General features: G+C 64.5%; 8 protein-coding genes and 1 pseudogene. 3 read left to right on the top strand and 6 right to left on the bottom strand.

Annotated elements, in window-relative coordinates; translation table 11 throughout:
• Window positions 1-84 precede the first annotated feature (84 nt).
• From ACKLLE_RS01160 to ACKLLE_RS01150, 3 genes are all read right to left on the bottom strand, one after another.
• Complete coding sequence (locus ACKLLE_RS01160; RefSeq protein ID WP_064304519.1) at window positions 85-567, bottom strand: CS1 type fimbrial major subunit; 483 nt, start codon at window positions 565-567, stop codon at window positions 85-87.
• A gap of 215 nt (window positions 568-782) precedes the next feature.
• Window positions 783-2,081, bottom strand: coding sequence for an ATP-binding protein (locus ACKLLE_RS01155; protein WP_420056482.1), 1,299 nt, complete (start codon window positions 2,079-2,081; stop codon window positions 783-785).
• A 9-nt stretch (window positions 2,082-2,090) separates the two neighbouring features.
• Window positions 2,091-2,792: a response regulator gene (locus ACKLLE_RS01150; RefSeq protein ID WP_009402221.1), complete on the bottom strand. Its 702-nt coding sequence runs from the start codon at window positions 2,790-2,792 to the stop codon at window positions 2,091-2,093.
• Window positions 2,793-2,951: 159 nt separating this feature from the next.
• On the opposite strand from ACKLLE_RS01150, the gene ACKLLE_RS01145 reads away from it, so the two are divergent.
• The 3 genes from ACKLLE_RS01145 to mobA all read left to right on the top strand — a co-directional run bounded on the left by ACKLLE_RS01145 (window position 2,952) and on the right by mobA (window position 8,021).
• Window positions 2,952-4,130 carry an efflux RND transporter periplasmic adaptor subunit gene (locus ACKLLE_RS01145; protein WP_420056481.1) on the top strand — a complete coding sequence of 393 codons (1,179 nt, stop codon included), beginning with the start codon at window positions 2,952-2,954 and terminating at the stop codon, window positions 4,128-4,130.
• Window positions 4,131-4,141: 11 nt separating this feature from the next.
• Window positions 4,142-7,273, top strand: coding sequence for a multidrug efflux RND transporter permease subunit (locus tag ACKLLE_RS01140; protein WP_420056480.1), 3,132 nt, complete (start codon window positions 4,142-4,144; stop codon window positions 7,271-7,273).
• 157 nt (window positions 7,274-7,430) lie between these two features.
• Complete coding sequence (gene mobA / locus ACKLLE_RS01135; protein ID WP_420056479.1) at window positions 7,431-8,021, top strand: molybdenum cofactor guanylyltransferase MobA; 591 nt, start codon at window positions 7,431-7,433, stop codon at window positions 8,019-8,021.
• Here the strand turns inward: mobA and ACKLLE_RS01130 are convergent.
• The 3 genes and pseudogenes from ACKLLE_RS01130 to gnd form a co-directional block, all read right to left on the bottom strand.
• The gene (locus ACKLLE_RS01130; RefSeq protein WP_009408122.1) at window positions 8,007-8,435 is read right to left on the bottom strand and encodes a MarR family winged helix-turn-helix transcriptional regulator; all 429 of its coding nucleotides are present in this window, start codon (window positions 8,433-8,435) and stop codon (window positions 8,007-8,009) included. The genes mobA and ACKLLE_RS01130 overlap by 15 nt on opposite strands.
• Before the next feature lie 586 nt (window positions 8,436-9,021).
• Window positions 9,022-10,524, bottom strand: coding sequence for a glucose-6-phosphate dehydrogenase (gene zwf / locus ACKLLE_RS01125; RefSeq protein ID WP_420056478.1), 1,503 nt, complete (start codon window positions 10,522-10,524; stop codon window positions 9,022-9,024).
• Window positions 10,521-11,525 (bottom strand): annotated as a pseudogene (gene gnd, locus ACKLLE_RS01120) (phosphogluconate dehydrogenase (NAD(+)-dependent, decarboxylating)); the annotation flags it as partial. The pseudogene gnd and the gene zwf, both read right to left, overlap by 4 nt.
• Window positions 11,526-11,528 lie beyond the last annotated feature (3 nt).

Genomic DNA, 11,528 nt, shown 5'->3' with positions numbered 1-11,528 from the left:
GATGGAAGCATGACCGATCACCCCCGGCCCGACATGGGGAGCGCCGGACCGGGGACGATCGGAAAGGGAGGGACTGGCCCGGGTTTACTCGGCGGTGGTCTCGAACATCATGTTCACCACGCCCAGGTAGTTGCCCGGGACATAGCCGCCGGTACCTGCAGCCTTGGCAGCTACCTCGAAACCGACGATGGCGCCGGGCGCGGCCAGTTCCTTGCTGATCACCTCGGCGGAGGTGAGGGTCAGGGACTTGCCGGCGACGCTGACGTCCAGGCCGATGGTGTCGGCGCCACTGGTGATGGTCGCCGGGTTGGTCAGGTAGGCCGAGATCGGTCCGGTGGTGCTGCGTACCTGGAGCTGCTTGCGAATCGGTTGCAGGGTTTGCTGGAAGGAGTTCCAGGCCATGTCCTGCGGCTCGTTCATCCAGTTGCCGCCTACCGGCTCGACGTAGAAGCTTTCGGTCGGGATGCTCGCGGTCACGGTGACCTGTTTCTCGATCGGGTCGGCGGCCAGGGCGGTACCAGCCGCCATCATCAATGCCAGTGGGAGTGCGAGAACGCTGTATTTCATGACCAATTTCCTTGTTGGGTGGCAAATTTTCCGATCGCCCGGCGAGAGCGCCGGACGGGGCGAATTATTTGCTATCAAGGGAAATGGCTTACATCAGACGTATCCCAGCGAGACGAGGAAATTTCCCACCGTCTTCCGTTGAAAGGCGGTGAGGGACTACCCCAGAGTGGATAGGACAAGCAGAGACGATTGCGTAGGAGCTGGTTTACCTGCGCCTACACTGACCGCGTTGGCAGGAAGATGCTGAAGCGCGCCCCGCCCAGTGCGGACTGCCCTACCGTCAACAGCCCCCCCTGGCTCTCGATCACCCGCCTGCTGATCGCCAGGCCCAGGCCAAAGCCGCCAGTGGCCCGGTCGCGGCTGCGATCCAGGCGATAGAACGGCTGGAAGATTCGCTCGCGTTCCTGCTCGGGTATGCCGATGCCGTCATCCTCCACGCTGATCAGGCAGTTGCCCTGTCCGTCCAGGCTCAGGTCCAGCAACAGGCGCCGGTGGCAGTAGCGCATGGCATTGCGGATCAGGTTCTGCACCGCCCGCGCAGTCATCCGCGGGTCGAGGGCGAAGCGCTGGTCGCCGCCGCGCACTTCCCAGCAGATATCCCGGCTGTCCAGCTCTTCGGCAAAGCTGCCGAGCACGCTGTCGACGAACTCCAGCAGCGACACTTCCACCCGCTCGACGCTCTGCCCGGGCGTTTGCAGGCGGCTATAGGACAGCAGTTCGAGCACCAGCTCATCGAGTTCGCGGACGTGCCCGACCAGTTGCATCAGGCGCTTGCGGCTGGCTGCCGGCAGTTCGTCGTACAGCAGTACCAGGCCGAAATCCAGGCGGGTCAGCGGCGTGCGCAACTCGTGGGACACTGCGTTGAGCAGCTCGCGCTGCTGGGTGAGCAATTGCTCAAGATCATGGGCCATGGTGTCGAACACTGCGGCCAACGCGCCGATATTCGAGCGCGGCGAAATCAGCGTGCGTTCGGAGAGCTGGCCCTGGCCAAGCAACTGCGCCGTGGCCTTGAGCCGCTGCAGGTCGCGCCAGTGCGGCCATAGCCAGAGCAACAGGCAGCCAAGCAGCGCGGCGCCGATCAGCACAGTGATGCCCCAGGACAGCAGGTTGATGTCCAATGGGTCCGGCGGATTGCGCAGGGCCACCAGCCATTCGCCGCCAAGCGGGGCGATGGCGGTCTCGTAGTAGCCCCAGTCGCCCAGGCGCACTACGTTGTTGCCGGCATCGAGACGCTCGCGTTCCGCCTCGCTCAGGCCCATTTGTTCGCGGGTGCGCAGTTCGATCGCCAGCGGTGCGAAATCCGCCGCCAGCGCTTGCGCCACCCGCGGCCATTGGTTTTCCGGGACCTGGCGAAACTGCTTGACGATCAAGCTCTGCACGCCCCGGGCCTGGTCGAGGTTGTAGGCGACGTAACGCTCGTTGAACAGGTGCAGGATGGCGTCGGGGATCAGGAAAATGCCGCCGGCGTAGGCAACGATGGTCAACAGGTACAGGCGAATCAGGATCTTGAGCATGGCAGGGCCTCAGACTTCCCATTCCACACGGCTGAACAGGTACCCCTTGCCCCACACCGTCTTGATCTTGCGCGCTTCGCCGGCGTTGTCATCGAACTTGCGCCGCAGCTTGGAGATCGCCACGTCCACCGAACGGTCGGTACCGTTGAACTCGATCCCTCGCAGGTGCTGGAGGATGTGGTCGCGGCTGAGCACCGTTCCAGCATTGCGGGCCAGCACCACCAGCAGATTGAACTCGCCACTGGACAGCTCCACCGGCAGGCCGCGCCAGGTCACGGTGCGTTCGGCCAGGTCGATGCACAAGGCGCCGACCAGGATGCGATCGCTTTCCAGATGAGGCTCGGCAATGCTGCTGCGGCGCAGCAGGGTACGCACCCGGGCCAATAGCACCCGCGGTTCGCAGGGCTTGGTCACGTAGTCGTCGGCGCCCATCTCCAGGCCCAGGACCTGGTCGTGGCTGTCGTCGCGGGCGGTCAGCATGAGGATCGGCAAGGTCTGCGACTCGCCGCGCAACAGCCTGCAGACCTGCAGGCCATCGAGGCCCGGGAGCATCAGGTCGAGAATCACCAGGTCGGGCTTGTCCCGGCGCACCTGCTCCAGCACCAGGTCACCGCGGGCGATGACGCTCACGGTGAACGCATTGCGTTGCAGGTAGCTGGCGATCAGTTCGGACAGGGCGCAGTCGTCTTCGACCAGTAGGATAGTGGGCATGGTTCGGATTGTTCGGTGGGCGTGGAAAGTCGGCAGGATATAGAAGCGGCAAAGGTAAGAAGTTATTTCTTCACACTTTTTAACAGACGTTCTACAGAGCTTCACAGCCCGGGGCCGCGTGCCTGCGTACCATGCGACGGTCATTTATGGAAGATCCCTATGTTTCCTTCAAGCCCCGCCCGTCTGCGCCTTTTTCCCTTGGCTGGTGCCTTTCTCCTGCTTGCTGCCTGTGGCGCCGAACAGGCCGCCGAAGACGCGCAGATGCCCGCCCCCAACGTTTCGGTGGAAACCGTGCAGGTTCAGGCGCTGGCCATCAGCAGCGAACTGTCCGGTCGTATCCAGGCGCCGCGCATTGCCGAGGTGCGGGCGCGGGTGGCCGGTGTGGTGCTCAAGCGCGAGTACCGTGAAGGCAGCGATGTGAAGCAGGGCGATGTGCTGTTCCGTATCGACCCGGCCCCCTTCCAGGCCGACTACGACAGCGCCCGCGCGACCCTGGCCAGGGCCGAGGCCAATCGCTACCAGGCCAGGTTGCAGGACCAGCGCTACGCGGAGCTGATTGCCATCGATGCGATCAGCCGCCAGGACCGCGACAACGCCCGCGCCGCAGCGATGCAGGCGGAGGCCGACGTGGCCGCGGCCAAGGCCGCAGTGGAACGGGCCAGGCTCAATCTAGGTTATGCGACGGTCACCGCACCGATCTCCGGCCGCATTGGTCGCGCGCTGGTAACCGAGGGCGCGCTGGTGGGCCAGAACGAAAGCACCGCGCTGGCGACCATCCAGCAACTCGACCCGATCCATGCCGACGTCACCCAGTCGACCCGCGAAATCAACGCTCTGCGCCGTTCGTTGCGGGCCGGCCAATTGCAGCAGGTCGGCCAGGAGGAGGCCAAGGTCACCCTGATCCAGGACGACGGCACGCCCTACCCGCTCCCCGGCAAACTGCTGTTCTCGGATATCGCCGTGGACCCGGGGACGGGTCAGATCACCTTGCGCAGCGAGTTCCCCAACCCCGATCTCGACCTGCTGCCGGGCAGCTTTGTCCGCGTGCGCGTCGAGCAGGCCGTGCAGCCCCAGGGCATCAGCGTGCCGCAACAGGCGATCCTGCGCGACAGCGCCGGCCAGCCACGCGTGCTGGTGGTCGACGACGAACACCGCATCGTCGAGCGTGCGGTGGTTTTGGGCGCTGCGCAGAACAATCGCTGGATCGTCAGTGACGGCCTGAGCCCGGGCGAACGGGTGGTCACCGAAGGCCTGCAGCACGTCAAGGCCGGTGACCAGGTGCAAGTCACCCCCGCCGCTTCCGCCCACCAGCCCATCGTCCAGAATTCCGGCCAGTGAGGGCCTGATCCATGCCACGGTTTTTCATCGAACGCCCGGTATTCGCCTGGGTGGTCGCCCTGTTCATCCTCCTCGCCGGCGCCCTGGCCCTGCCCAAACTGCCAGTGGCCCAGTACCCCAACGTCGCGCCGCCGCAGGTGGAAATCTATGCGGTGTATCCCGGCGCATCGGCACAAACCATGGACGACAGCGTGGTCAGCCTGATCGAGCAGGAGCTCAACGGCGCCGATCACCTGCTGTATTTCCAGTCCCAGAGCAGCCTGGGCAGCGCTACCATCACCGCCACCTTCGAGCCCGGGACCAACCCGGAGCTGGCCCAGGTGGATGTGCAGAACCGCCTGAAGATCGTCGAGTCGCGCCTGCCCCGGGCCGTGACCCAACAAGGCCTGCAGGTGGAAAAGGTGTCCACCGGTTTTCTCCTGCTGGTGACCCTCAGTTCAGAGGATGCACGGCTCGACGAGACGGCCCTGAGCGACTTTCTCGCGCGCAACGTGATGAACGAGATCCGCCGCCTGCCTGGCGTAGGCAAGGCGCAACTGTATGGCTCCGAGCGGGCCATGCGCATCTGGATCGACCCGCGCAAGCTGATCGCCTTCAATCTTACGCCCGAGGACGTCAACGCTGCCGTTGCCGCGCAGAACGCCCAGGTGGCACCGGGCAGCATCGGCGACCTGCCCGGTCGGCCAGGCCAGGAAATCACCGCCAACGTGCTGGTCAAGGGGCAGTTGTCGAACCCCGAGGAGTTCGCCGCCATCGTCCTGCGCGCCAATCCGGACGGCTCCAGCGTGACCGTCGGCGATGTCGCCCGGGTCGAGATCGGTGCCCAGGAATACCAGTTCGGCACCCGCCTCAACGGCAAGGCGGCCACTGCGTTCAGCGTGCAACTGGCGCCGGGAGCCAACGCCATGCAGACCGCGACTTTGGTGCGCGAGAAGATGGACGAGCTGTCGCGCTACTTCCCGCCAGGTGCGAAATACGACATACCCTACGACACCTCGCCCTTCGTCAAGGTCTCCATTACCCAGGTGATCCACACCCTGGGTGAAGCCATGGTCCTGGTGTTCCTGGTGATGCTGCTGTTCCTGCAGAACATCCGCTACACCCTGATCCCGACCCTGGTGGTGCCGGTGGCATTGATGGGCACCTTCGCCGCCATGCTCGTCCTGGGGTTCTCGATCAACGTGCTGACCCTGTTCGGCATGGTCCTGGCCATCGGCATCCTGGTGGACGATGCCATCGTGGTGGTGGAAAACGTCGAGCGAATCATGATGGAGGAAGGCCTGCCGCCGAAGGAGGCGACGCGCAAGGCGATGGGGCAGATCAGCGGTGCCATCGTCGGCATTACCGTGGTGCTGGTGGCGGTATTCCTGCCGATGGCCTTCATGAGCGGATCGGTAGGCGTGATCTACCAGCAGTTTTCCATGTCCATGGCGGTGTCGATCCTGTTCTCGGCCTTCCTCGCCCTCAGCCTGACCCCGGCCCTCTGCGCCACCTTGCTCGAGCCGGTGGCCAAGGGCGAACAGCATGCGCGCCGCGGCCTGTATGGCTGGTTCAACCGGCGTTTCGAGGCCATGAGCGACGGTTACCAGCGCTGGGTGGTGCAGGCCATCGCCCGTAGCGGCCGCTACCTGCTGGTCTACGCCCTGCTGTTCGCCGCGCTGGTGTTCAGCTTCGGCCAGTTGCCGTCGTCGTTCCTGCCGACCGAGGACCAGGGCTACACCATCACCGACGTGCAGTTGCCGCCAGGCGCCAGCCGCGAGCGTACCGAGCAGGTGGCCGCGCAGATCGAGGAGCACAACGCTGCCGAACCCGGAGTGGGCGATACCACGGTAATTCTCGGTTTCAGCTTTTCCGGCAACGGGCAGAATGCGGCGCTGGTGTTCACCACGTTGAAGGACTGGTCGGAACGGGCCGCCGATGACGCTGCAGCGGCCATCGCCGAGCGCGCCACCATCGCCTTCAGCCAGTTCAAGAATGCCATCGCCTACTCGGTGCTGCCGCCGCCGGTGGACGGCCTGGGCACCTCGACCGGTTTCGAGTTTCGCCTGCAGGACCGCGGTGGCCTGGGCTATGCCCGGCTGATGGCGGCGCGCGATCAGTTGCTGGCCGCTGCGGAAAAAAGCCCGGTGTTGGTCAACGTGCGCGAGAGCGCCCTCGCGGAAAGCCCGCAGGTGCAACTGGAGATCGACCGCAAGCAGGCCAATGCGCTGGGCGTGTCCTTCGCCGATATCGGCACGGTGCTGAATACCGCCGTGGGCTCCAGCTACGTCAACGACTTCCCCAACCAGGGCCGCATGCAGCGGGTGGTGGTTCAGGCCGAGGGCGACAGCCGCAGCCAGGTCGAGGACCTGCTGCAGATCCACGTACGCAACAGCAGCGGCAAGATGGTTCCGCTGGCAGCCTTCGCCAAGGCAAGCTGGGTATCCGGGCCGGTGCAACTGACCCGCTACAACGGCTATCCGGCGATTGCCGTGAGTGGCGAACCGGCGCCAGGCTACAGTTCGGGCCAGGCCATGGCCGAGATCGAGCGACTGGTGGGCGGGCTGCCGCTGGGCTTCGGCCTGGAGTGGACCGGATTGTCCTTGCAGGAACGCTTGTCGGGTAGCCAGGCGCCATTGTTGATGGCCCTGTCGCTGCTGGTGGTGTTCCTCTGCCTGGCGGCCCTCTATGAAAGCTGGTCGATCCCGACCTCGGTGCTGCTGGTGGTACCGCTGGGAATCCTCGGCGCGGTGCTGGCCGTGACCCTGCGCGGCTTGCCCAACGACGTGTTTTTCAAGGTCGGCCTGATCACCCTGATCGGTCTGTCGGCGAAGAACGCCATCCTGATCATCGAATTCGCCAAGAGCCTGGTGGATGAAGGGTATGACCTGGTGGACGCGACGGTCCGGGCGGCACGCCTGCGCTTGCGGCCGATCGTGATGACCTCGCTGGCCTTCATCCTCGGGGTGGTGCCGCTGGCCCTCGCGACCGGAGCCAGTTCGGCCAGCCAGCAGGCGATCGGCACCGGCGTGGTCGGCGGCATGCTCAGCGCGACCCTGGCGGTGGTGTTCGTACCGGTGTTCTTCGTCGTGGTAATGCGGGTGACGGGGTATCAGAAGAAGAAAGCCGGGACTGAGGTGCCTGCGGGCGAAGTGAACTGTTGAAGATGTACCGGCCTCCCACAGGTACATCGCGGAACCTGTGGGAGCTGCGGTTCGGCGCCCCGACTTGCCAGCGATGAGGCCCTCAAGAACGACACAGTTGAAACCTGCCTGCCGCCCATGGGATGGTGCCACCCTCGTCCAGCAGGAAATCCCGCTCATGACCCTTCTCCCTCCCTGCTCCATCCTCATCCTCGCCGGCGGCCGCGGCCAGCGCATGGGCGGGCGGGACAAGGGGTTGCTGGAGTGGCGCGGCGAGCCGCTGGTTGCCCATCTGCACCGTACCCTGCGCCCGCTGACCGACGACCTGATCATCTCCTGCAACCGCAATCTCGACCGCTACCGCCCCTATGCCGATACCCTGGTGCAGGATGCCGAAGGCGATTTCCCCGGCCCCTTCGCCGGTGTCCTGGCGGGCCTCGCGGTGGCACGGCATGACTGGTTGCTGGTGCTGGCCTGTGATGCACCGAAGGTCGATCGGCCCTTGCTGGAGTCGCTGTTGAAGCTGGCAACCGATGCGTATACGCCGGTAATGGTCCGCCAGAACGGCCACTGGCAACCCATGTTCAGCCTGCTCCCGCGCGCACTTGCACCCACACTTTCAGCCGCCTGGGAAAGTGGCGAACGCAGTCTGTCGTGGGTGTTGCGCGGCGGGCCTTTGCTGGCACTGGACTGTGCCGGGGACGATCCCCGACTGGCCAACTTCAATACGCCGGATTGCCTGGACGACGCCGCTTCAGCGCAATCGTGAGCGGATCTGTCGGCAGGTGTCGAGCATCTGCTGCATGTTGCCGGGCTCCAGGCCAAGCTTGCCGTTCATGCAATCGAGCAGTTGCGCGGCTTCGAGCTTGAGCGCCCTGCCCTTTTCGGTCAGCAGTACCTTGCGTCGACGGCGGTCGCCTGGGTCCAGGTAGACCGTGATGAAGCCGGCGTCGCTCAAGCGACGGATGATCGGCGTCAGGGTGCCAAGGTCGAACAGGGTCACCGCACTCAGGGAACTGATGGACATGTCGTCCTCGCCCCACAGCCCGATCAGCACCAGCAATTGCGGGTAGGTCACGCCATGCCGGCGCAGCGGCTCGCCATAATCGCGAACCATGGCATTGGCCGTGGAGTACAGGGTGAAGCACAGCATTCTGTCGAAATCGAAGGTAGGTTCTTCCATAGGCGTCTCTCGTGCGGTGTTCATGCAGCCACCGCGGCTTGCTCGTAGCGTGCCCGGTTCCGCAGCAGAACCAGATCCACTGGCCTGCGACCCGTGCCGGGCATGGTTGTGGTGAGTGTTGTCCGCTTCCCGCGCGCCAGCATCAGGCAGGCGTGGCACTCGCCCGGGAACAGCCGGTGCAGGGTCGTGGTCGGGAAATGGGGATACGGGCTGTTCATCCTTGATGTCCGGTGGCGATACGACCCGGGATACCGGGGTGCATCCGATGCCGCGCGATGCTGTCCTTCGATGGCGCGGACAATGGCAGGCGGCCCGGGACCTTGTCAGTGACTTCGCGGGCCAGATTAATGCGCAACGAGTCCATTACCGAAACACCCTTCATGGGTCGCCTCATTGGTTTGTGTAAAAAGTAAAGACGCAGTTGGTCGGAAATGTCTTGAAATGTGAACTGGATCCGATTTTTCCCAAGATTGCCCCATCCGAACGAATATAGCCAGTTGCCATTGCGGCGAATAAATGACGTCAAGAAACGGCGAAAGCCCGTCTGGGACGGGCTTTCGGGGTCATAGGGAATGGCTCGGTGCGTTCAGCCCAGGCTATGCCAACTGCGCTTGTCCTTGGCCAGCAGATCGTCCGCTGCCGCCGGGCCATCTTCTCCGGCAGCGTAACTGTGCACCTCGCCAGCGTCTTTCCAGGCGTCGAGGAAGGGTAGCACTGCGCGCCAGCCGTTCTCGATATTGTCGGCACGCTGGAACAGGGTCTGGTCGCCGGTCAGGCAGTCGTAGATCAGGGTTTCGTAACCGGTGGCCGGCTGCATCCTGAAGAAGTCCTTGTAGGCGAAACCCAGGGCGATGGTTTCCATTTCCAGGGCCGGCCCGGGACGCTTGGCTTGCAGGTCGAACCACATGCCTTCGTTGGGCTGGATCTGGATCTTCAGGTAGTTGGGCTTGGGCCGTTCGGCATCGCTGTCGCGAAATTGCGAATACGGTGCAGGCTTGAAACAGATGGCGATCTCGGTGTCGCGCACGCTCATGCGCTTGCCGGTACGCAGGTAGAACGGCACGCCGACCCAGCGCCAGTTGTCGATCATCACTTTCAGCGCGACGTAGGTTTCGGTCTGGCTGTCCGCCGCTACCCTCGGCTCCTGCCTGTAGCCCTTGAGCTTCCTGCGCCCTTGCTTGCCCTCGGTGTATTGGCCGCGGACCGAGTTCTTCAAGGCCATGGCCTTCGACCAGGGACGGATCGCGCCGATGACCTTGGCCTTTTCGCTGCGCACCGCGTCGGCACCGAAGGCGGCCGGCGGCTCCATGGCCACCATCGCCAGCAACTGGAACAGGTGATTGGGCACCATGTCGCGCAAGGCACCGGTGTGGTCGTAGAACGCGCCGCGCTCCTCGACACCGACGGTTTCCGCCGCCGTGATCTGTACATGATCGATGTAATGGTTGTTCCAGAATGCCTCGAACAGACCGTTGGAAAAACGGCTGACCAGGATGTTCTGCACCGTCTCCTTGCCCAGGTAGTGATCGATCCGGTAGATCTGCTTTTCGCTCATCACGCGCAGCAGGCTGGCGTTGAGCATCTCGGCGCTGGCGAGGTCGGAGCCGAACGGCTTTTCGATCACCACCCGGCGAAAACCCTCGGTTTCGCTGAGCAAGCCGGCGTCGCCGAGACGTTGCACCACATCGGTAAAAAACCGCGGCGCCGTGGCCAGGTAGAAGATCGCATTGCCGTTGCGCGACTTGCCGATCTGCTTGCCAATGGCCTGGTAGGTGGCCGCCTCGAGAAAATCCCCGGTCAGGTAGTCGATGCGCTTGGCCAGGCGCGCCCAGCGCTTCGGGTCGAAGCATTGCGCGCCTTCGCCGGAGCCCTTGTCGCGCTCGCGCATGAAGCCCTCCAGGCGCTGGACGAATTCGCTGGCGCTGGCCGGGTTGTGATCGACCCCGACGATGCGCAGGTTGTTGTCCAGCAGGCCGTCGCGACTCAGGTTGTACAAGGCCGGCATCAACAGGCGCTTGACCAGGTCGCCGCTGGCGCCGAACAGGAACAGGGTGCAGGGTGGCGCGGTTTCGACGTTGTACTGGTTCATTCAGGACGCTCGACATGGCCGCCGAAACCGAAGCGCATGGCTGACAACAGCTTGTCGCCATAGGTGCCCTGCTGTTGGCGCGAGCGGAAACGGGCAAACAGTGCACTGCTCAGCACCGGCACCGGAACCGCCTGTTCGACCGCTGCATCGATGGTCCAGCGGCCCTCGCCACTGTCGGCCACGGCGCCGCTGTAGTGCTCCAGGTGCGGGTCGGCCGCCAATGCGTCGGCGGTCAGGTCCAGCAGCCATGAGGTGACCACGCTGCCACGCCGCCAGACCTCGGCGATCTGCGCCAGGTCCAGCTCGTAGCGCTGGTCTGGGGGCAATGCCTCGCTGGCCTTGCCCCGCAGAATGTCGAAACCTTCGGCGTAGGCCTGCATCAGGCCGTATTCGATGCCATTGTGGATCATCTTGACGAAGTGCCCGGAACCGGCCGGGCCGGCATGGATATAGCCCTGCTCGGCGCGACCCGGTTCGCCGCTGCGACCGCGGGTGCGAGGAATGCTGCCGATTCCCGGGGCCAGGCTGGCGAACAGCGGATCGAGGCGTTCGACCACTGCCTGCTCGCCGCCGATCATCATGCAATAGCCTCGCTCCAGGCCCCACACGCCACCCGAGGTGCCCACGTCGATGTAGTGCAGGTGGCGTTTTTTCAAATCGCTGGCGCGGCGTATATCGTCCTTGTAGAAGCTGTTGCCACCATCGATCAGGACGTCGCCGGCGTCCAGCAGGTCGGCCAGTTGCGCCAGGGTCTGCTCGGTCGGCTCGCCGGCGGGCAGCATCACCCAGATCGCCCTGGGCCTGGCCAGATGGCCGACCAGGGCTGGAAGATCATTCGCGCCCTGTGCGCCCTCGACCGCCAGCGCGTCGATCGCCGCCGGGTTGCGGTCGTTCACCACCACCTGGTGACCGTTGCGCATCAGCCGCCTTGCAATGTTGCCGCCCATGCGGCCCAGTCCCACGATTCCCAGTTGCATGTGCCGATGCTCCAGTCCGAGGAAGAA

Source organism: Pseudomonas bharatica (genome assembly GCF_048586865.1).
Taxonomy (GTDB): Bacteria; Pseudomonadota; Gammaproteobacteria; order Pseudomonadales; family Pseudomonadaceae; genus Aquipseudomonas; species Aquipseudomonas bharatica.
Note: the sequence above shows the minus strand (reverse complement) of the source record. Positions and strands in the feature narration are given on the sequence as shown.

Bases quoted from the DNA above. Each gene is read 5' to 3' on its own strand.
- ACKLLE_RS01160 (WP_064304519.1), bottom strand. From the start codon at position 567: ATGAAATACAGCGTTCTCGCACTCCCACTGGCATTGATGATGGCGGCT.
- ACKLLE_RS01155 (WP_420056482.1), bottom strand. From the start codon at position 2,081: ATGCTCAAGATCCTGATTCGCCTGTACCTGTTGACCATCGTTGCCTAC.
- ACKLLE_RS01150 (WP_009402221.1), bottom strand. From the start codon at position 2,792: ATGCCCACTATCCTACTGGTCGAAGACGACTGCGCCCTGTCCGAACTG.
- ACKLLE_RS01145 (WP_420056481.1), top strand. From the start codon at position 2,952: ATGTTTCCTTCAAGCCCCGCCCGTCTGCGCCTTTTTCCCTTGGCTGGT.
- ACKLLE_RS01140 (WP_420056480.1), top strand. From the start codon at position 4,142: ATGCCACGGTTTTTCATCGAACGCCCGGTATTCGCCTGGGTGGTCGCC.
- mobA (WP_420056479.1), top strand. From the start codon at position 7,431: ATGACCCTTCTCCCTCCCTGCTCCATCCTCATCCTCGCCGGCGGCCGC.
- ACKLLE_RS01130 (WP_009408122.1), bottom strand. From the start codon at position 8,435: ATGGAAGAACCTACCTTCGATTTCGACAGAATGCTGTGCTTCACCCTG.
- zwf (WP_420056478.1), bottom strand. From the start codon at position 10,524: ATGAACCAGTACAACGTCGAAACCGCGCCACCCTGCACCCTGTTCCTG.